At 63.2% G+C, this 19,041-nt stretch carries 17 protein-coding genes, 1 other RNA gene and 1 pseudogene; 10 read left to right on the top strand and 9 right to left on the bottom strand.

Annotated features, from left to right (window positions below):
- Window positions 1-3: 3 nt before the first annotated feature.
- Entirely contained in the window at window positions 4-1,302 is a 1,299-nt protein-coding gene (locus tag C6571_RS04730) for a TRAP transporter large permease (RefSeq protein ID WP_106445672.1), read from the bottom strand.
- Entirely contained in the window at window positions 1,299-1,808 is a 510-nt protein-coding gene (locus C6571_RS04725; protein WP_106445671.1) for a TRAP transporter small permease, read from the bottom strand. Before C6571_RS04725 ends, C6571_RS04730 begins: the two co-directional genes overlap by 4 nt.
- A gap of 128 nt (window positions 1,809-1,936) precedes the next feature.
- On the opposite strand from C6571_RS04725, the gene C6571_RS04720 reads away from it, so the two are divergent.
- The 9 genes and pseudogenes from C6571_RS04720 to htpX all read left to right on the top strand — a co-directional run bounded on the left by C6571_RS04720 (window position 1,937) and on the right by htpX (window position 10,409).
- The gene (locus tag C6571_RS04720; RefSeq protein ID WP_211300731.1) at window positions 1,937-2,878 is read left to right on the top strand and encodes a LysR substrate-binding domain-containing protein; all 942 of its coding nucleotides are present in this window, start codon (window positions 1,937-1,939) and stop codon (window positions 2,876-2,878) included.
- A 127-nt stretch (window positions 2,879-3,005) separates the two neighbouring features.
- Window positions 3,006-3,881 (top strand): amino acid ABC transporter substrate-binding protein, encoded by an 876-nt coding sequence (locus tag C6571_RS04715; RefSeq protein ID WP_245901502.1) that lies wholly within the window; start codon window positions 3,006-3,008, stop codon window positions 3,879-3,881.
- Between the two features lie 82 nt (window positions 3,882-3,963).
- The gene (locus C6571_RS04710; protein ID WP_106445669.1) at window positions 3,964-4,866 is read left to right on the top strand and encodes an amino acid ABC transporter substrate-binding protein; all 903 of its coding nucleotides are present in this window, start codon (window positions 3,964-3,966) and stop codon (window positions 4,864-4,866) included.
- 147 nt (window positions 4,867-5,013) lie between these two features.
- Window positions 5,014-5,763: pseudogene (locus tag C6571_RS04705) on the top strand (amino acid ABC transporter permease); the annotation flags it as partial.
- A gap of 6 nt (window positions 5,764-5,769) precedes the next feature.
- A complete protein-coding gene (locus C6571_RS04700; protein ID WP_106448043.1) occupies window positions 5,770-6,441 on the top strand; it encodes an amino acid ABC transporter permease in 672 nt (223 codons plus the stop codon).
- A gap of 9 nt (window positions 6,442-6,450) precedes the next feature.
- Window positions 6,451-7,188, top strand: a complete 738-nt coding sequence (locus tag C6571_RS04695; RefSeq protein WP_106445668.1) for an amino acid ABC transporter ATP-binding protein — start codon at window positions 6,451-6,453, stop codon at window positions 7,186-7,188.
- A 450-nt stretch (window positions 7,189-7,638) separates the two neighbouring features.
- A complete protein-coding gene (pyrC, locus tag C6571_RS04690; RefSeq protein WP_106445667.1) occupies window positions 7,639-8,697 on the top strand; it encodes a dihydroorotase in 1,059 nt (352 codons plus the stop codon).
- A gap of 16 nt (window positions 8,698-8,713) precedes the next feature.
- A complete protein-coding gene (locus C6571_RS04685) occupies window positions 8,714-9,508 on the top strand; it encodes a DUF3025 domain-containing protein (RefSeq protein ID WP_106445666.1) in 795 nt (264 codons plus the stop codon).
- A gap of 22 nt (window positions 9,509-9,530) precedes the next feature.
- Window positions 9,531-10,409 carry a protease HtpX gene (gene htpX, locus C6571_RS04680; RefSeq protein WP_106445665.1) on the top strand — a complete coding sequence of 293 codons (879 nt, stop codon included), beginning with the start codon at window positions 9,531-9,533 and terminating at the stop codon, window positions 10,407-10,409.
- A 4-nt stretch (window positions 10,410-10,413) separates the two neighbouring features.
- Here htpX and C6571_RS04675 read toward each other — a convergent pair whose 3' ends face one another.
- The 7 genes from C6571_RS04675 to C6571_RS04645 form a co-directional block, all read right to left on the bottom strand.
- The gene (locus C6571_RS04675) at window positions 10,414-11,334 is read right to left on the bottom strand and encodes a formylglycine-generating enzyme family protein (RefSeq protein ID WP_106448042.1); all 921 of its coding nucleotides are present in this window, start codon (window positions 11,332-11,334) and stop codon (window positions 10,414-10,416) included.
- A 98-nt stretch (window positions 11,335-11,432) separates the two neighbouring features.
- Window positions 11,433-13,169 carry an NAD(P)/FAD-dependent oxidoreductase gene (locus C6571_RS04670; protein WP_106445664.1) on the bottom strand — a complete coding sequence of 579 codons (1,737 nt, stop codon included), beginning with the start codon at window positions 13,167-13,169 and terminating at the stop codon, window positions 11,433-11,435.
- 135 nt (window positions 13,170-13,304) lie between these two features.
- A complete protein-coding gene (locus C6571_RS04665; protein WP_245901401.1) occupies window positions 13,305-14,432 on the bottom strand; it encodes a lysylphosphatidylglycerol synthase domain-containing protein in 1,128 nt (375 codons plus the stop codon).
- A complete protein-coding gene (gene clsB / locus C6571_RS04660) occupies window positions 14,392-15,654 on the bottom strand; it encodes a cardiolipin synthase ClsB (protein WP_106445662.1) in 1,263 nt (420 codons plus the stop codon). The genes C6571_RS04665 and clsB overlap by 41 nt, the downstream gene beginning before the upstream one ends.
- Window positions 15,655-15,700: 46 nt before the next feature.
- Window positions 15,701-16,462 (bottom strand): endonuclease/exonuclease/phosphatase family protein, encoded by a 762-nt coding sequence (locus C6571_RS04655; protein WP_106445661.1) that lies wholly within the window; start codon window positions 16,460-16,462, stop codon window positions 15,701-15,703.
- Window positions 16,463-16,615: 153 nt separating this feature from the next.
- Complete coding sequence (gene cysK, locus C6571_RS04650; RefSeq protein ID WP_106445660.1) at window positions 16,616-17,533, bottom strand: cysteine synthase A; 918 nt, start codon at window positions 17,531-17,533, stop codon at window positions 16,616-16,618.
- A 142-nt stretch (window positions 17,534-17,675) separates the two neighbouring features.
- Window positions 17,676-18,374, bottom strand: a complete 699-nt coding sequence (locus tag C6571_RS04645; protein WP_106445659.1) for a DUF5677 domain-containing protein — start codon at window positions 18,372-18,374, stop codon at window positions 17,676-17,678.
- Between the two features lie 196 nt (window positions 18,375-18,570).
- On the opposite strand from C6571_RS04645, the gene rnpB reads away from it, so the two are divergent.
- An RNA gene (gene rnpB / locus C6571_RS04640) (RNase P RNA component class A) lies at window positions 18,571-19,014 on the top strand.
- Window positions 19,015-19,041 lie beyond the last annotated feature (27 nt).

Here is a 19,041-nt window from a genome sequence, read left to right as displayed (position 1 = left end):
AAATCAGTAACCCAGGGTGTGGGGCAGCCAGAGGGCCAGTTGCGGCCAGACGATGACGCACAGCATGGCAACGCACATGGCGCCCACCAGCCACAGCACCCAGCGCGTGGTGTCTTCCATGCGCACGCCGGCAATGCGGCTCGAGACCATCAGGTTCACCGCCATCGGCGGAGTGAACTGGCCGATGGCGACGTTGAGGGTGAGGATCACGCCAAACCACACCGGGTCCCACTGGTAGTGGCGCAGGATCGGCATCATCAGCGGCACGAAGATGAGGAAGATGGAGATGCCGTCGAGGAACATGCCCAGCACGATCAGCATCAGAATGATCATCGCCAGCACCGCACCTTCGCCCAGCCCGGAGTGCACGATGGCGTTGGTGATCGGGTCGATCACGCCCAGCGTCGAGAGCGAGAAGGCAAAAATGGCGGCGAGCGACACGACCAGCAAAATCACCGCCGACAGCTCGCCCGATTCGCGCAGGATGACGAACAGGTCGCGCACCCGAATGGTCCGGTAAATGACCATGCCGACAAACAAGCCATAGAACACCGCCACCACGGCCGCTTCGGTCGGCGTGAACCAGCCCGCGCGCATGCCGCCCAGAATCAGCACCGGTGCTGCCAGCCCCCAGCTCGCTTCGCGCAGGCTGCGCCAAAACGGTGGGCGCGGCAAATCGGCTTCGAGCTGCCCCATGCGGTGGCGCCGCGCCAGCCATACCGTGGGAATGGCCAGCGCCAACCCGGCCAGCATGCCCGGCACCAGGCCTGCGGCGAACAGTGCCGGCACCGAAGCACCGGGCACCAACACCGAATAGACGATGAAGGCGACCGAAGGCGGGATCAGGATGTCGGTCGAGGCGGCGGCCGCCACCACGCTGGCCGAAAAGGCAGGCGGGTATCCGGCGCGCTGCATCGCGAGCAGCATGACGCCGCCAATGGCCGCAGCGGTGGCCGGGCCTGAACCCGAAATGCCGCCCAGGAACATGGCCACGCCAATCGCCACCAAGGGCAGCATGCCGGGCCCGCGCCCGACCATGGCCACAGCCAGGTTCACGAGGCGCGCCGCCACGCCAGAACGGTCGAATATCGAGCCGACCAGCACAAACATCGGAATGGCCAGCAGCGGGTACTTGCCCAGGCCGGCGTAGAAATTCTGCGGCACCGCCAGCAGTCCGAACCACTGCGTTTGCTGGTTGGCCAGCGCAATCGCGGCGGCCCCGGCCAGACCCAACGCCGCACCTACAGGCACGCCCGCCAGCAAAAACACCGCGAAGGCGGCAAACAGCAGGCTTGCAATCATGGCGCGGGTGGGCGGCGGGAGATGCGCAGCAACAAGCCAAACGCGCGCAGGGCGATCAGCGCGGTGAGGAGGGGGAACCATATCGAGTACCACCACTGCGGCACACCAATCCCCGGCGAGGTCTCGCCATAGCGGTAGTCGTCCCACACCAGGCGCACGCTCAGCGCCGCCATCAACGTGAACAGCACCGCGACCATCAGGGCGCCCAGCTGCGCCAGACGCCGCCGGCGCACTGCGCTGCCGCTGCTGGAAAAGAACTCAATCCGGATATGCCGATCGCGCGCTACAGCGGCCGAGCCGCCCACCAGGGCCAGCACAATCATCAGAAACACCGAGAACTCCTCGGTCCAGGCAAAGGAGGCGTCGGTGAAATAGCGCACCAGCACGTTGGCAAAGGTGATGAGGGCGAGACCCGCCATGGCCAGCACGGTGAGCCAGTCTTCCAGGGCAAGCGAGCGTAGGGTGTCGCCATCGGGCGATGGCGGAGGTGGTTCGGGTGAAGACATGCAAAAGAAGGAGCAAAACAGAGACGCCAGTTCAGCGCACAGGGCGCGGCGACGTGGGCGCAAAACATTATGCGTGGAACGCAACAGCTGCGTGCGAAAGCGGCATGCCTGAGCAGATAATCGCCGCGATGGAAACCAAATGGCTCGAAGATTTCGTGAGTCTGGCCGAGACGCGCAGTTTCAGCCGCTCGGCCCAGCTGCGCCATGTCACGCAGCCTGCGTTCTCGCGCCGTATCCAGGCGCTTGAGGCCTGGGCGGGCACGGATCTGGTGGATCGCAGCTCGTACCCGACGCGCCTGACGCCTGCCGGCCGCACGCTGTATGAGCAGTCCATCGAAATGCTGCAGGCGCTGCACAGCACCCGCGCCGTGCTGCGCGCGCACGGCACTTCCAGTCAGGACATGATCGAGTTCGCGGTGCCGCATACGCTGGCCTTCACCTTTTTCCCCGAATGGGTCTCGCGCATGCGCGAGCGTTTCGGGCCGTTCAAGAGCCGTTTGATTGCGCTGAACGTGCACGACGCGGTGATGCGGCTGGTGGAGGGCAGTTGCGATTTGCTGGTCACATACCACCATGCTTCCCAGCCTTTTCAGCTCGACACCAACCGCTACGAAATGCTGAGCCTCGGCCAGGAAGTGCTTGCGCCCTATGTGCGGCCGGGAGCCGATGGACGCCCTTTGTACTGTCTGCCCGGCAGCACGGCGAGTCCGCTTCCCTATCTGGCCTATGCACCGGGCGCCTATCTGGGGCGGCTCACCGAGTTGCTTCTGAAGGAATCGCCCGTGCCTCTGCACCTCGATCGGATGTACGAAACCGATATGGCCGAAGGTCTCAAGGCCATGGCCCTCGAAGGCCACGGCATCGCCTTCCTTCCGCTCAGCGCTGTAAAGAAGGACTTGCGCGCACGTCGACTCGTCAGCGCAGCGCCACCCGAGTTGCCGGGGCTGAAAATGACCATGGACGTGCGCATTTGCCGCGAACGCCCCAGCGCCCGCGAGGGTGGACGCAGCAAGCGCGACGCACTGTGGGATTTCCTGTGCGAGCAAAAGGGTGCGGTCGCCCTTTCATGATTGTTTTGCATGTTCCCGCGCGCAATTTGCATTGGATGCCCGCAGGGCACGCCCGTACAGTCGCCGCCTTCGTTCTTGAATCTCACCGGGCTGCCGCAAGCCGCACATCATGAAGCTTTTTTCTCGCATGGCCTGGTTCGTGGTGAGCACTGCAGCAAGCGCTTCGTGTCTGGCAGCACCTGGTGTGCTGGAGCGCGTCATGGCGGGAGGGAAGCTGGTGATCGCGCACCGCGAGTCGTCGGTGCCGTTCTCGTACATTGATGAGAAGATGGGCCAGCCCATTGGCTATGCGATGGATTTGTGCCTGCATCTGGCGGAGACCGTGCGCCGCCAGACGGGCAAAAAGGACATGGGCGTGACATTTCTACAGGTCACCCCGGCCAACCGCGTCAACGTCATTGCCGAGGGCAAGGCGGACATGGAGTGTGGTTCGACCACCAACAATGCCGAACGGCGCCAAAAGGTCGCCTTCACCATTCCCCACTTCATCACGGGCGCACGTCTGCTGGTGCGGGCCGATAGCTCGGCTACCCGCATCGAAGATCTCGCCGGTAAAACGCTGGTTTCCACCAAGGGGACGACCCCACTGCGCGCCGTGGTGCAGGCCAACCGCGAGCGGCTGATGGGACTGAACATTGTCGAGGCGCCCGACCATGCCCGGGCCGTGGAAATGGTGGAGAAGGGCGAAGCCGATGCCTTTGTCATGGACGACGTGCTGCTCTACGGCCTGGCTGCGGGTCGGCCCGACCCCAAGGCGCTCAAGGTGGTGGGCCGCTTTGTTACCACCGAGCCGCTGGCCATCATGCTGCCGCCGGGCGATACAGCATTCAAGAAGCTGGTGGACGATGAAATGCGGCGCCTCATCACCACCCGCGAAATCTACGCCATTTACGACAAATGGTTCATGCAAGCCATTCCACCGCAGAACCGCTCGCTCAACTTGCCGGTGAATTATTTGCTGCGTGATTTCTGGAAATACCCGACCGACAAGGTTCCGTTCTGAGTTTCACAACAAGCGTGCCGGCAAGCATGGGCCGCGCGCCATAAAATCCGCCGTTTCAGGCATATACCCCAAGGAGACAAGCATGAAGAAACATTTGTTGGCTGCGGCCATCGTGGCCCTGGCTGCAGGCAGCGCGTTTGCGCAGGCGGGCGACACGCTGGCCAAAATCAAAGGCTCGGGCAGCGTGACCCTGGGCGTGCGCGAATCGTCGGGCCTGTCGTACACGCTGGGCAACGGCAAGTACGTCGGCTTTCACACCGAGATGGGTGAACGCATTCTGGATGACATCCAGAAGCAGCTGGGCCTGGCCAAGCTGGACATCAAGTACCAGCCTGTTACATCGCAAAACCGGATTCCGCTGGTGACCAACGGCACGGTGGACCTTGAATGTGGTTCCACCACCAACAATGCCGCGCGCCAAAAAGACGTGGCCTTCGCCGTGACCACCTATGTGGAAGAAGTGCGCATGGCGGTCAAGGCCAACTCGGGCATTACCTCCATCAAGGACCTGAAGGGCCGCACCGTAGCCACCACCACTGGCACCACCTCGGTGCAGACCCTGCGCAAGAACGAGCGCGCAGGCAACCTGGACTTCAAGGAGGTCTATGGCAAGGACCACGCCGACAGCTTCCTGATGGTGGAAACCGGCCGCGCCGATGCGTTTGTGATGGACGGCTCCATCCTGGCGGCCAACATCTCCAAGGCCAAGAACCCCGCCGACTACAAAATCGTAGGCGAAGTGCTGTCGGTGGAACCCATCGCCTGCATGATGCGCAAGGACGACCCGGCGTTCAAGAAGGCCGTGGACGACTCCATCAAGCGCCAGATTGCTGATGGTTCGCTGGCCAAGCTGTACGACAAGTGGTTCATGCAGCCCGTGCCTCCCACCAACACCAAGATCGGCCTGCCGATGTCTGAAGCCACCAAGGAAGCTTGGGCTCACCCGAACGACAAGCCCATGGAAGACTACGCCGCCAAGAAGTAAGGCGGGCAGCAATTCCAGGCCCCCTGCGAGCCAGCGGTTCGGGGGGCTTTTTCGTGGCGCTGCTGCGCCTGAATCATCTGTGGCTCGCCTTCGCGTCACTCATGATTTGGAAATGGAACGTGACTACGTTCGTATGAAAGGAATCCTATGAGCTGGGATTGGCAGGTGTTCTGTATGGACACGCTCGATCAAACCGCCGTGGCCGGGTGTTTCGGCAAGGGCGGCGACGTCACCTATCTCGATTGGCTGCTGTCCGCGTGGGGCTGGACGGTGTCGGTGTCGCTGCTTTCGCTGGCGTTGGCGTTGGTGTTGGGCGGCCTCGTCGGCACACTGCGTACGCTGCAGGGGCGGCCGTGGGTGGTGCGTCTGGGCAATGCCTGGGTGGAGCTGTTTCGCAATATCCCGCTCTTGGTGCAGCTCTTTCTTTGGTACCACGTGCTGCCTTCGTTCTTTCCATCGCTTCAGCGCGTCCCGGGGTTTGTGCTGGTGGTGTTTGCGCTCGGCCTGTTCACCTCGGCGCGCATTGCCGAGCAGGTGAAATCGGGGCTGGAGTCGCTGCCGCGCGGTCAGCGCTACGCCGGCATGGCGGTGGGCTTCACCACCTTTCAGACCTACCGCTATGTGCTCTTGCCCATGGGGCTGCGCATCATCATTCCGCCGCTGACCAGCGAAACCATGAACATCTTCAAGAACTCGTCGGTGGCCTTTGCGGTGTCGGTGGCCGAGCTGACCATGTTCGCCATGCAGGCGCAGGAGGAAACCTCGCGCGGCGTGGAGATTTATCTGGCAGTGACCGGGCTCTACGTGGTGTCGGCATTCGCCATCAACCGTGTCATGGCCTTCATTGAAAAGCGCTCGCGCGTGCCCGGTTTCATTGTCGCCGCCAGCGCTGGGGGCACTGACATGAAGCTCGCACTCGACTTCTCGTTCTACAACTGGGATCTGCTGAGCAACTTTGTCCTCAAGGGCCTTTACTTCAGCGTGATGCTGACCGTGGTGGCGACCATCGGTGGCGTGATTTTCGGTACCGTGCTGGCGCTCATGCGGCTGTCTGGCCGCAAGTGGCTGATGGCGCCAGCGGTCATTTACGTCAACGGCATGCGCAGCATCCCGCTGGTGATGGTGATTTTGTGGTTCTTCCTGCTGATGCCCGCCATCATCGGTCGGCCGATTGGTGCGGAGACCTCGGCGGTGGTCACCTTCATCGCTTTCGAGGCCGCGTACTTCAGCGAAATCATGCGCGCCGGCATTCAGTCGATTGCACGCGGCCAGGTGTTTGCAGGCATGGCCATGGGCATGACGTATGGGCAGAACATGAAGCTCATCATCCTGCCGCAGGCGTTTCGCAACATGCTGCCAGTGCTGCTGACGCAGACCATCATCCTGTTTCAGGACACTTCGCTGGTCTACGCCATCGGCGCCTACGACATGCTCAAGGGCTTTGAGATTGCCGGCAAGAACTTCGGTCGGCCCATCGAGGCCTATCTCGCTGCGGCCGTCGTTTATTTCGTCATTTGCTTTGCGCTGTCCTGGGCCGTCAAGCGCCTGCACCGCAAGATTGCCATCGTGCGTTAAGGAACTTGCATGATTGAACTCAAGAACGTCTCCAAGTGGTACGGCACTTTCCAGGTGCTGACCGATTGCTCCACCACCATCCAGAAGGGCGAAGTGGTCGTCGTTTGTGGCCCCTCGGGCTCGGGCAAGTCCACGCTCATCAAGACCATCAACGCGCTCGAACCCTTCCAGAAGGGCGAAATCTGGGTCGATGGCGTGCCGGTGCACGACCCCAAGACCAATTTGCCCCAACTGCGCAGCCGCGTCGGCATGGTGTTCCAGCATTTCGAGCTGTTCCCGCACCTTTCGGTGACGGAAAACCTGACCATTGCGCAGGTCAAGGTGCTGGGCCGCAGCGCCGACGAAGCGAAGAAGCGGGGCCTCAAGATGCTCGACCGTGTGGGCCTGTCGGATCACAAGGACAAGTTCCCCGGCCAGCTCTCGGGTGGCCAGCAGCAGCGCGTGGCCATTGCCCGTGCGCTGTCCATGGACCCTATCGTCATGCTGTTTGACGAGCCGACCTCGGCGCTCGACCCGGAAATGGTGGGGGAGGTGCTCGACGTGATGGTGGGGCTGGCCAACGAGGGCATGACCATGATGTGCGTGACGCACGAAATGGGTTTTGCGCGCAAGGTGGCGCACCGCGTGATCTTCATGGATGTGGGGGGCAAGATTCTCGAGGACTGCACGCGCGAAGAGTTCTTCAGCAACCAAGAGGCCCGCCAGCCACGCACCAAGGATTTCCTTAACAAAATCCTGGGGCATTGAGAGATCAACCCCCTGAGGCGCTTTGCGCCTCGGTGCAACCGCCAGAGGCGCAAGCTCTTCGGGGACGTCCAAGCCTGCGCAGGCAGGCTTGGAGCCGCGCCCCTCAGCCCCTTCTCTTGCATTGCTGCGCAATGCGGAAGGGGGAAGCCACCAGCGCGGCGGGGCGGCCCTTGCGCGGTGGCCGCTGGTTTGGGCCGCGACAGTTTCTGCGGTCAGCGCGACACGTAGGTATTGGGGTCGGATCACGATTTCGCGCAGCGAAACTCGTGCTCTGACCCTAATCCCGGAATCAGGGCACGGCGTTGGCAAGACAAGGACTCGGGCGCCAGCAATTCAACGTCGCGCGCCGTAGGCCAAAAAAATCAAGCAAAATCGCTCTCTAGCGTATATAGATAAAGCGCTATCAGCTACTGTTTATATAGCGCGCAAGACGATGGGACAATCTCCCGCATGACCGCGCAAAGTCCCTCCATCGCTCCCCAAACCCTCACCATCACCCGCCCCGACGACTGGCACCTGCACGTGCGCGACGGCGAGGCGCTGCTGACTGTGGTGCCACACACGGCGGCCCAGTTTGGTCGCGCCATCATCATGCCGAACCTGCGCCCGCCGGTGACTACGGCGCAGCAGGCGCTCGAATACAAGCAGCGCATCCTGGCCGCCGTGCCCGAAGGCGTGGATTTCCAGCCACTGATGACGCTCTATCTCACCGACAACCTCCCGCCGGGTGAGATTGCCCGCGCCAAGGAAGCCGGCGTGGTGGCGTTAAAGCTCTACCCGGCCGGCGCCACCACCAACAGCGATGCCGGCGTTACCGATCTGCGCAAGACCTACGCCACGCTCGAAGCCATGCAGAAGGCGGGCATGCCGCTCCTGGTGCACGGCGAAGTGACCAGCCCGGACATTGACCTGTTCGACCGCGAGGCGGTGTTTATCGAGCAGCAGCTGATGCCTCTGCGTCGCGATTTCCCTGAGCTGAAAATCGTCTTCGAGCACATCACCACGCGCGAAGCCGCGCAGTACGTGAATGAGGCCGGGCGCTTCACGGCTGCCACCGTCACCGCGCACCACCTGCTGTACAACCGCAACGCTATTTTTCTGGGCGGCATCCGCCCGCACTATTACTGCCTGCCGGTCTTGAAGCGCGAAGAGCACCGCCTCGCGCTGGTACAGGCCGCCACCAGCGGCAGCGACCGCTTCTTCCTGGGGACCGACAGCGCGCCGCATGCCGCGCACTTGAAGGAGCACGCCACGGGTTGCGCCGGCTGCTACACCGCCCACGCGGCGATGGAGCTTTACGCTGAGGCCTTTGACGCTGCGGGCGCGCTCGACCAGCTCGAAGGCTTTGCCAGCTTCCACGGCCCGGCCTTCTATGGACTGCCGCGCAATGGCGGCAGGCTCACCCTGGTGCGAGAGAGCTGGACGCCACCCGCCAGTTTCGCCTTTGGCGAGGCCGAGCTGAAACCGCTGCGCGCGGGCGAGGCGCTGGCCTGGCGCGTGCAAACCTGAACCTTTGCATAAAAGCTTGCCCCGTCGAACGCAGCCTGCGACGTTCTCCGACGTCGATTGGCAAGCTCCCTGGCTGGCGCCCTGGCGCGAGCTGGGCGTGCCGCTGGCGGATGCAGTCGCCTGTGGCACACCGGTGCACGAGGCGCTGAACGCTATTCAAGGCGCGCCGATACGTTTCGTGCCCCAGGCACAGTTGCCGCCAGGCGCCGCCTACGAGCAGTTTATTTTCGACACTGGCTGCGTACCCACGCGGGGAAATCTGCACGATTTTTTCAACGGCCTGGTCTGGCAGCGTTTTGGTCGAACCAAAAAGCACTTGAACCAATTGCAGGCGGGTGTGATGGCTGAACAGGGAGTGCGCCCGGTGCGCGGGCCGCTGCGCGACGCCTGCACGCTGCTGGACGAAAGCGGCGCGTTGCTGCAGGCGCCGCCTGCTCTTTGGCAGGCGCTGCTCGCGCGCGACTGGCAGGCGCTGTTCGTGCAACACCGCGCGCTCTGGGGCAGCGCTCGGGTCACGCTGTTCGGTCATGCCGTGATGGAGCAACTGGTCCATCCTAGAAAAGGCATCACCGCGCATGTACTGATTACTTTCGATGCTATAAATTCGGAAGTAGATCGGGATTTGAATCTGGCGGAGCAACTCGAAGCCGCGTGGCTTGCCGCCAAACCCTTTGCCCCACTGCCGCTGCTGGGTATCCCAGGGTGGTGGCCCGGCAATGAGGCCTCCGGCTTTTATGATGACGCTGCGGTGTTTCGCCCGCCCCGCCCCTTGAAAACGGCGCAGATCGCCGCACCTTTCTCCGACCTTTGAACGACTCTTTAGTGGAGCCTGAATGAAACGCATCGTCCTGTTCTTGATGACCAACCTGGCTGTGGTGGTGGTGCTGGGCATCGTGGCCAGCCTGCTCGGCGTCAACCGCTATCTCACGGCGAATGGACTGAATCTCGGCGCGCTGCTCGGGTTCGCCTTCATCATGGGTTTTGGCGGTGCCATCATCTCGCTGCTCATCAGCAAGCCCGTAGCCAAGTGGAGCGCGGGCGTGCAGGTGATTGACACCCCGCGAAACGGTGACGAGGCCTGGATTCTGGAGACCGTACGTGGTTTTGCCGAAAAAGCCGGCATCGGTATGCCCGAAGTTGGTATCTTCGAGGGCGACCCGAATGCCTTTGCCACGGGCGCGTTCAAGAACTCGGCGCTGGTGGCGGTGTCCACCGGTCTGCTGCGAAGCATGACGCGTGAAGAGGTCGAAGCCGTGATTGGTCATGAAATTGCCCACATCGCCAATGGCGACATGGTCACCATGACGCTGATCCAGGGCGTGATGAACACCTTTGTCGTGTTCCTCTCGCGTGTCATCGGCTATGCGGTAGACAGCTTCCTGAACAAGAACAGCGAAAACCGCTCCGGCCCCGGCATTGGTTATTTCGTCACGACCATCGTGCTCGACATCGTGCTGGGCTTCCTTGCCGCCATCGTCGTGGCCTGGTTCTCGCGCCAGCGCGAATTCCGCGCCGATGCCGGTTCCACCCAGCTCATGGGCAAGCGCCAACCCATGATCAATGCGCTCGCGCGCCTGGGTGGCGTGCACCCGGCCGAACTGCCCAAGAGCATGCAGGCCATGGGCATTGCCGGTGGTATCGGCAAGCTGTTCTCGACGCACCCGCCGATTGAAGAGCGCATTGCTGCGCTGCAGAACGCGGGCAAGACTTGAAAAGCTACTTCACTTCCCGCAGCAGGCGGATGCCGACCAGCGTGTAGCGCGTCTGCGGCGTGTTCCAGTTGCGGTAGGCGCAGCGCGCATACAGCGCCCAGGTGTGCCACGAGCCGCCGCGCCGCACCCGCACATTCCCATCGGCGGGGCCTTTTGGGTCGTTTAGGGACGATTGCGTGTAGGCGCTGTCGCCGTACCAGTCGGCGGTCCATTCCCAGGCATTGCCCAGCATGTCGTAGAGGCCAAAGGCATTCGGCCGATAGCTTCCTACGGGTGCGGTGAAGGCATGCCCGTCGTGGCCACTCAGGGCCTGGTCCTGCCAGCGCGGCCAGAACACGGAAGCGTCGGTGTCGAAGGTGTTGGCGGTGGCCAGCAGGCTCTGCGGATCGTCGCTGCCGGCATAGCGGGTGCGAGAGCCGGCACGGCAGGCGTATTCCCACTCGGCCTCGGTGGGCAGGCGGTAGCGTACGCCTTCCTGCGCGCTGAGCCACGCGGCCAGGGCCATGGCGTCGTTCCAGGTGACATTGAGGACCGGGTGCGTATCGCCTTGGGCGAAACCCGGATTCTTCCAGGAGTAGCGGGGATCTCGCCCCTCGAACGCATCGCCGCGCTGCGTGGTGGCCGGGTCATAGGTGGCGTTGTAACCGTAGCCTCCGGTGCCGTCGGCCACGGATTCGGGCACATACCCCGAGGCTTGGACAAATTGACGGAACTGGCCCACCGTCACCTCATGCTGCCCCAGGTAAAAGGCCCGCGTGATCCCTACCCGGTGCACCGGCGCCTCGTCGCTCAGGGCGACCAGGCGCCGGCGTTCGTAGCGTGGGAAGGCTTGCGTCAGCACCTCAAGGGGCTCGTCGCTGCCCATCAAAAATTCGCCGGCAGGCACCCGCACCATCCGCATGCCCAGACTGTTTTCGATGACCATTCCGGGCGCGTCGGCGTGGGGCAGCGCACAAGCGGCGAGCGCTGCAGCACACAGCAGGGCGGGCCAAAGGCAGCGGTGCAGGGCGCTGCTACCTGCCATCAGTGGCCCAACTGGACGGCGGCGGCTTGGCCCAGCAGCGCGCGGGCCACCGCCTCGCCCACCTTGATGCCGTCCACGCCCGCCGAAAGAATGCCGCCGGCATAGCCTGCGCCTTCGCCCGCGGGGTACAGGCCGGTGGTGTTGGGGCTTTGCAGATCGGCATTGCGGTCAATGCGCAGGGGCGACGAAGTGCGCGTCTCGACACCGGTCAGCACCGCGTCGGGCAAATCGAAGCCTTTGATTTTCTGGCCAAACACCGGCAAGGCTTCCCGCAGCGCGGCGATGGCGTAGCCGGGCAGGGCGCCCGCCAAGTCCACCGGCCGCACGCCGGGCTGGTACGACGGCTCGACACTGCCCATGGCGGTGGACGCACGCCCGGCCAGAAAATCGCCAACCCGCTGCGCAGGTGCGCTGTAGTCGCTGCCGCCCAGCACATAGGCCGCTGATTCGAGCTGGCGCTGCAGCACGATGCCGGCCAGCGGGTGCGCTGCGCCCGCGCGCAGCTGCTGCACGCCGTGGCTTGCGCCCAGTTGCGCCTCGAACGCAGCTGGGTCGCTCGGGTAGTCGGCCGGCGTGATCCCCACCACCAGGCCGGCGTTGGCGTTGCGCTCGTTGCGCGAATACTGGCTCATGCCGTTGGTCACCACGCGGCCCGGCTCGCTCGTTGCCGCAACCACCGTGCCACCGGGGCACATGCAAAAACTGTAGGCGTCGCGCCCGTTGGCAGCGTGGTGCACCAGTTTGTAGTCCGCCGCGCCGAGCAGCGGGTGGCCGGCGTGCCGGCCCCAGCGGGCGCGGTCGATCAGGCCTTGGGGATGCTCAATGCGAAAGCCGATGGAAAAGGGCTTGGCCTCCATGGCCACGCCATGCCCGTACAGCATGGCGAACGTGTCGCGTGCGCTGTGACCCAGCGCCAGCACCACGTGCGAACTCAGCAGTCCCTGCGTCGTACCGTTCTCCTGGTCGAGCACTTGCACGCCGCGCAGCTTGCGCGCGCCGTTGCTGTCATCCAGCAACAAATCGGTCACGCGCTGGCCAAAGCGCACCTCGCCACCGAGCGCAATGATCTGCGCGCGCAGGTGTTCCACCACTTTCACCAGCTTGAAGGTACCGATGTGCGGGTGCGCGACGTAAAGGATCTCCTCGGGCGCGCCGGCCTGCACGAACTCGTGCATGACCTTGCGCCCCAAGTGGCGTGGATCTTTGATTTGGCTGTAGAGCTTGCCATCCGAGAACGTGCCGGCACCGCCCTCGCCGAACTGCACATTGCTCTCGGGGTGCAGTTCGCGTTTGCGCCACAGCGCCCAGGTGTCCTGCGTGCGCTCGCGCACGGCCTTGCCACGCTCCAGAACGATGGGTTTGAACCCCATCTGCGCCAGCACCAGCGCGGCAAAGATGCCGCAGGGACCAAAGCCAATGACCACCGGGCGCTCGGCCAGCGTGCCGGGTGCTTGCCCAACCGGGCGCCAGGCCATGTCGGGCGTGGGCTGGATGTGCGGGTGGCCGGCATGGCGCGCAAGCAGCGCACGCTCCAGATCGCTGTCGGCCAGTTCCAGATCGACGATGTAGACGGCCAGCAGTTCGCGTTTGCGGGCGTCAAAACTGCGCTTGAAAACGGTGAGCCGAGCTACTTCTGCCGGCTGGACGCCAAGAATCGTTGCTGCGGATTGGATCAGCGCAGGCTCGGGGTGTTCTGCAGCAGACAGCGGCAGGCGGATTTCGGAGAGGCGAATCATGGGCGCGGCCCGTAGCGATCGGGCAGGTGCAGCAGGGGGCCGCATGATACGGCGGCAGCGGTTGTCCCGCCAGTGGACGGCGAAGAAAATTCAAATTTGATAGCTATCAGCGCTTTACTGATAAGCGCTGAGGGCCTATTTCGTTGGTTTTTTCCCGTGCACCAGCAATTCGGCGGCCGCAAACGCCAGCGCCGCCAGCACCAGGGGCACAAAGTAGTACAGCGCCCGGTAGGCGAGCAGTGCGGCCAGTACGTCGGTCTTGGACAGCGAATCGGTCGTCAGCAGCGCCACGCCCACCGATTCAAGCACGCCCAGGCCGGCCGGCACACGCAGCACCAGCCCGGCCACCGCCCCCAGCATCACGGTGGCGACGGCCGCCGGATACGCCACCTGGCCCTGCAATACCACCCACAGCGCCGTGCCCATCAGCATCCAGTTGGCGCACGATACCGCCACCTGCCACAGCGCCAGCGGCCAGCGCGGCAGGGCAAAGCAGTGGCCGCGCAGCGCCAGCGGCCGGCCGCCTCGAACCAGGCACAGCGCCAGGTAGACCAGCGGCGCCAGGGCCAGCAAAGCGCCGCCCATGCGCCATTGCACGTCGCTGGCACTCCAGCCAAACACGGCGGGCGGCACCCAGAACCAGGGAATGATGGCGGTCAGCAACAAGTAGCCGATCCAGTTGGTCAGGATGCTGGTGGCCACCACCTGGCCGATGGTGCCGGGCTCCACGCCGCGCCGGCTGTAGAGCCGGTAGCGCACACCCACGCCGCCGATCACCGAGCCGAGGTTCAGGGTAAAGGCATAGCTGGTCATGGCGATGCCCAGCGTGGTGGCGCGGCCCAGCTGGTGGCCGGTGACATGCCGGCCAATCCATTCGAAACTGCCGTAGGTGAAATGGCTCAGCAACGCCAGCGCTGCACCCGCCCAGAGCACGCGTACCGGAAGCGCCAGCACGGCCTGCCAGACGGCAGGCCAATCCACGCTGCGCGCCTGGTAAACGATGAGCGAGGCCACCAGCACGAAAAATGCGCCGGCCAGACTGCGCGTCAGCCAGGGCCACCAAGGTTTTTCCTGCAACTGCGTCAACCCGCCGGGCCGGGTCGCTCCCCGGTTGGTGCGGGTGCGTGCGGCGCCGCGCCCAGGTCGTAGGCGCGAGGGTGCCGAGGGCGTGGTCGGAGCCTGGGGCGTGGTGGGCCTTGCCAGCGCCATGCCTGGGCTTCCTTCAGGCTGCAGCGTGCGGATGCTCGGCTTTGCTGGTGTCATCTTGTTTCGCCTGCTTCACCGCCTGTGCCAGCGCAATGGTGGGTTCGTGGCGCGGCAGCCAGCCGGCCCAGGTCGGGAACCAGCGCATCAGGTGGAACACCACATAGCTGCGCAGCAGCCGCAGGCGCGCCCACCGGCTCTTGGCCGGCAACGCGATGCTGCGGCAGCTTTTTTCCATGAGATCGGTAAGGCGCTCGTGCAGGTGGGCATTGAAGCTGCGGTCGCGGATGATGACGTTGGCTTCCAGGTTGAGCGCCAAAGAGAGCGGATCGAGATTGCTCGAACCCACGGTGGACCACTCGTCGTCTACCAGGGCCACCTTGCCGTGCAGCGGCCGGTCGCAGTACTCGAAGACGCGCACCCCCGCGCGCACCAAGTGCTCGTAAAGCATGCTGGCAGCGGTTTTGACGATGGGCATGTCCGGCTGGCCCTGCAAAATAAGGCGCACGTCCACCCCCCTGCGCGCCGCTCGGCGCATCTCGCGGATGAAGCGGTAGCCGGGGAAGAAGTAGGCGTTGGCAATGACGACACGCTTGCGCGCGCTGCGCAGGGCAATGCGGTAGTGGCGCTCAATGTCGTTTTTGTGGCGGTGGTTGTCGCGCATGACGAAAATGGCGCCCGCCGAGCCTGCCTGTGGCAAAGTTGCCGTGGCGGATATTTCGGGTGTCTCGGGCGCTTTTTTTCTCTGGTCGGTGTAGACCGCGCTCTGCACGAAGCGATGCATCTGCGCCACGATGGGGCCTCGCACCTGCACGGCATAGTCCTGCTTGGCCTCGGGTCCAAAATCGGCCAGATGGTCGGCCGAGTAATTGATGCCTCCGATAAATCCCAGCGCGCCGTCGACCACTACGATCTTGCGGTGCATGCGGCGCAGCACATTGAGCCGCTGGCCAAAAATACTCGAACCCGGATCAAACGTACGGAACTGCACGCCCGCCTCAACCAGCTCGCCAATGTAGCGTTCGGGCAGATCGGGTGAGCCAAAGCCGTCGACCAGCACGTGCACGCTGGCGCCCCGTTGCGCGGCGCCGAGCAAGGCGGCATGCAGCGCGCGGCCGACCTTGTCGTCGAACAGGATGAAGGTTTCCAGCCACACCTCGCGCTCGGCGGATTCGATGGCGGCGAACACCCGGGGAAAGAAGTCTTCGCCGTTTTCCAGCAGCTCGAAATCGTTGCCTTCCACCCAGCGTGAGGAACGTGGCGCGCGGGTGCGCCGGCTCATGGGGACACCGCCTTGCGTTCAATGGACGGGATTCGGCCAGCTGCGCTCATACGTGAATCTCCGCGGCCAGCGGCGCATGGTCGGACAGGCGGTCCCAAGGCTTCTTGGGCAGTACCAGCGGTGAATGCACGGTGGCATCGCGTACATAGATGCGGTCAAGCGCCAGCACAGGCATGGAGGCGGGGAAGGTGCGCTGTGCGTGTCCTTGCGACTGCAGAAACACTTCGCTCAGACCTGCGCCGTCGCGCAGCACGCGGTGGGCCCGGCCGCGCCAGTCGTTGAAGTCGCCGGCCAGCAGCACCGGCTCGTGCGCTGGCAGCGAATTGATCAGGTTGCAGACCAGGCGCAACTGCTGCTGGCGGTGTGATTCCTGCAGACCCAGGTGCACGCAGATGGCATGCACCGGCACCGCCCGTCCCGGCGGCTGAACAATGCAATGCAACATGCCACGACGCTCCGGGCCGCGAATGGAAATATCGTGGTTCTCGTAGTAGACGATGGGGAATTTGGAGAGCAGGGCGTTGCCGTGGTCGCCGTTGTCGTACACGGCGTTGCGGCCATAGGCGTGCTGGTGCCAGATTTCGTCGGCCAAAAATTCGTATTGCGGTACCTGCGGGAAATTGGCAATGCGCTGCGCGTGCGCACGGTGTGTGCCGTGCACTTCCTGCAAAAACACCAGGTCGGTTCCCACGGCCCGCACCGCGTCGCGCAACTCATGCAGGACGAAGCGCCGGTTGAAGGTGCTAAAGCCTTTGTGGACGTTGACGGTCAGTGCCTTGAAGGCAAGGGGCGAAGAGGTGGCAGGCATGCGGGCAAGGGTCTAAACCGCCGCGCGATGGCGCTGAATGCGCAGCGCTTGGGCGTATCACCCATTGTTCCGGACACGGCCCGCACCTGCTGTAGGACGCGTGGCCGACGCTGTGTGAAGCGCGGCCAATACCTTGATGGCGTCCTGTGTGCCTCAGGAGGGCAAAAAGCCTTCCACCGAAAGGTAGCGCTCGCCGGTGTCGTAGTTGAAGCCGAGGATGCGGCTGCCGGCCGGCAAACTGGGGAGTTTTTGCGCAATAGCGGCCAGTGTGGCGCCCGACGATATACCCACCAACATGCCTTCTTCGCGCGCACTGCGGCGGGCGTATTCGCGGGCATCTTCTGCGTCCACCACGATGGCTCCATCCAGCACGCTGGTGTCCAGATTCTTCGGGATGAAGCCGGCGCCCAGCCCCTGAATGGCGTGCGGGCCGGGGGGGCCGCCGGAAATCACGGCCGACCCGGTGGGCTCGACCGCGAATACCTTGAGGTTCGGAAACTTCGCTTTGAGTACACGGGCGCAGCCGGTAATGTGGCCGCCCGTGCCGACGCCGGTGATGAGCACGTCCAGCCCGTCGGGAAAATCGGCGAGGATTTCCGCTGCGGTGGTCTGGGCGTGGACATCGATATTGGCCGGGTTCTCGAACTGCTGCGGAATCCAGGCGCCTGGCGTCTGCGCCTGCAGCTCTTCTGCGCGGGCAATCGCGCCCTTCATGCCCTTTTCTTTGGGTGTGAGATCAAAACTCGCGCCGTAAGCCAGCATTAACCGGCGGCGCTCGACACTCATGCTGTCGGGCATCACCAGAATGAGTTTGTAGCCCTTGACGGCCGCCACCAGGGACAGGCCAATGCCGGTGTTGCCCGAGGTGGGCTCGATGATGGTGCCGCCGGGCTTGAGGGCACCCGACTTTTCTGCCGCTTCGACCATGGCCAGCGCAATTCGGTCCTTGATGGAGCCGCCTGGGTTGGCGCGTTCGGATTTGATCCATACCTTGGCGTCCGCTCCGAAGATGCGGTTGATGCGGATGTGCGGCGTGTTGCCAATCGTTTGAAGAATGGTGTCGACCTTCATGGTGTCTCCTGAAAGCAAGGGTGGAAAAGCAGTGCCTTCCATTCTGAACCACTTGTTCTGCAGGTTCCGCTATATGGATATGCCAAGCTAAGTTGTAGCCGGCTGGACGCCCCAGCACCGGCGAACCCGAGTCAATAAAAAGTCATCTCGAAAGCTCATTGGCGAACATCAGATCGATGGATTCTGTTGCCCAAGCCAAGTAAATGCAGATGCCCTCAAGTAGAGATGTGAGTTGATGATTGGAGGGGCCAGTCTGGATGAAAACTTGCCCTTGCTCTCGCACTTCCATGATGTGATTTAACGAGGACACTCCTGAGTGCACATAGTCCGAAAGCGCTGAGTACGCAAGTACGTAAGTTTCGTTTGCCCCAGCGCGGTCTGCCCACTCCGATACTTTTATCTCGTGCAGTTTTATCTTCGGCCCAAGCTCTTGTTCAATCTGCTGCAGCTCGGTGCGATATTCAGCCTGCTGCTCAGCGGAAAAAATATCGGAAAAATTCGGAAGACTTAATGCACGCTTGAGGCTTTGGTGTTGAGCCACCTTCTCTTGTTTGGCATAGTTTTCCGGAGCGATGGCTCCAAGACAGATGGCGCGCAACTTGAATACAGTCTCAAGACACATGCGTCCCATAGCAGCATTTGCCGCCGCGAGTCCAGCGCGCCCCATGGCCTCACTGCCGCGAGAAAACTCCAGTAGACGATGCGCAAGGCCGAGCACGATAGCGTGCTTTAAGTTTGATCTGAACGTGTAGTCGTTCAGTGCACTGTCGAAATTTGCAATGGCAGTGTGTATGGCGCTGAAGTTCTCGGCATGCCGAGCCAAAATTTCCTGTTCTGTCATCGTTCAGCCTTCGCGTTGTGAGGGCTCATTTTCATCCTATGCGGCGACTATCGCTGGTACCTATTTGGGCTCTGAGCGACAGCTATTCGAAGTCTCGCGCGGAGACGCGACTTGACACGGCCGACGCCGCAACCACTTGGTCTGGCTTGACGCCGGTTATGACATGGGTGCCACTGCTAGACGATAATGGCCCCGTGAAGCGCGCCAGACCGCCGCTGGTGCAAGCTGGGAAACCAGGCACTGGAGGAACGTCCGGACTGCACAGGACAGCGTAGCAGCTAACGGCTGCCCACCGTGAGGTGAGGATCAGAGCAACAGAGACGAGTTTGGGTGTAGAGCCACCAAGGGTGTTCTGTGGGTCGCCAGCGAAAGCTGGTGCCGAATGGCGTAAGCCAGTCGGTTCCCGGCGCAAGCCGGGAAAGCCCACAGCCACCTTGGGCGCTCCGCGCCCAAGGTGAAACGGGCAATCTCTACGCGCAGCAATACCAAGTAGGCCAACGTTGATGTGGTTCCGCAGAGTTGGCGGGTAGGTAGCATCGAGCCGTGGTGGCGACACCCGGCCCAGAGTAATGGCGGTCACGCCCAGCCTTCGCAAGGGGGTTCGGGTGCACAGAATCCGGCTTATCGGCGCGCTTCACACTTTTATTGCGGGACAGGCAGAAATTTC

It is taken from the genome of Simplicispira suum, assembly GCF_003008595.1.
Lineage (GTDB): Bacteria > Pseudomonadota > Gammaproteobacteria > Burkholderiales > Burkholderiaceae_C > Simplicispira > Simplicispira suum.
The sequence above is the reverse complement of the archived record's forward strand: the minus strand, read 5'-3'. Positions and strand labels throughout refer to the sequence as shown.

Bases quoted from the DNA above. Each gene is read 5' to 3' on its own strand.
- C6571_RS04730 (WP_106445672.1), bottom strand. From the start codon at position 1,302: ATGATTGCAAGCCTGCTGTTTGCCGCCTTCGCGGTGTTTTTGCTGGCG.
- C6571_RS04725 (WP_106445671.1), bottom strand. From the start codon at position 1,808: ATGTCTTCACCCGAACCACCTCCGCCATCGCCCGATGGCGACACCCTA.
- C6571_RS04720 (WP_211300731.1), top strand. From the start codon at position 1,937: ATGGAAACCAAATGGCTCGAAGATTTCGTGAGTCTGGCCGAGACGCGC.
- C6571_RS04715 (WP_245901502.1), top strand. From the start codon at position 3,006: ATGGCCTGGTTCGTGGTGAGCACTGCAGCAAGCGCTTCGTGTCTGGCA.
- C6571_RS04710 (WP_106445669.1), top strand. From the start codon at position 3,964: ATGAAGAAACATTTGTTGGCTGCGGCCATCGTGGCCCTGGCTGCAGGC.
- C6571_RS04700 (WP_106448043.1), top strand. From the start codon at position 5,770: ATGAAGCTCGCACTCGACTTCTCGTTCTACAACTGGGATCTGCTGAGC.
- C6571_RS04695 (WP_106445668.1), top strand. From the start codon at position 6,451: ATGATTGAACTCAAGAACGTCTCCAAGTGGTACGGCACTTTCCAGGTG.
- pyrC (WP_106445667.1), top strand. From the start codon at position 7,639: ATGACCGCGCAAAGTCCCTCCATCGCTCCCCAAACCCTCACCATCACC.
- htpX (WP_106445665.1), top strand. From the start codon at position 9,531: ATGAAACGCATCGTCCTGTTCTTGATGACCAACCTGGCTGTGGTGGTG.
- C6571_RS04675 (WP_106448042.1), bottom strand. From the start codon at position 11,334: ATGGTCATCGAAAACAGTCTGGGCATGCGGATGGTGCGGGTGCCTGCC.
- C6571_RS04670 (WP_106445664.1), bottom strand. From the start codon at position 13,169: ATGATTCGCCTCTCCGAAATCCGCCTGCCGCTGTCTGCTGCAGAACAC.
- C6571_RS04665 (WP_245901401.1), bottom strand. From the start codon at position 14,432: ATGACACCAGCAAAGCCGAGCATCCGCACGCTGCAGCCTGAAGGAAGC.
- clsB (WP_106445662.1), bottom strand. From the start codon at position 15,654: ATGAGCCGGCGCACCCGCGCGCCACGTTCCTCACGCTGGGTGGAAGGC.
- C6571_RS04655 (WP_106445661.1), bottom strand. From the start codon at position 16,462: ATGCCTGCCACCTCTTCGCCCCTTGCCTTCAAGGCACTGACCGTCAAC.
- cysK (WP_106445660.1), bottom strand. From the start codon at position 17,533: ATGAAGGTCGACACCATTCTTCAAACGATTGGCAACACGCCGCACATC.
- C6571_RS04645 (WP_106445659.1), bottom strand. From the start codon at position 18,374: ATGACAGAACAGGAAATTTTGGCTCGGCATGCCGAGAACTTCAGCGCC.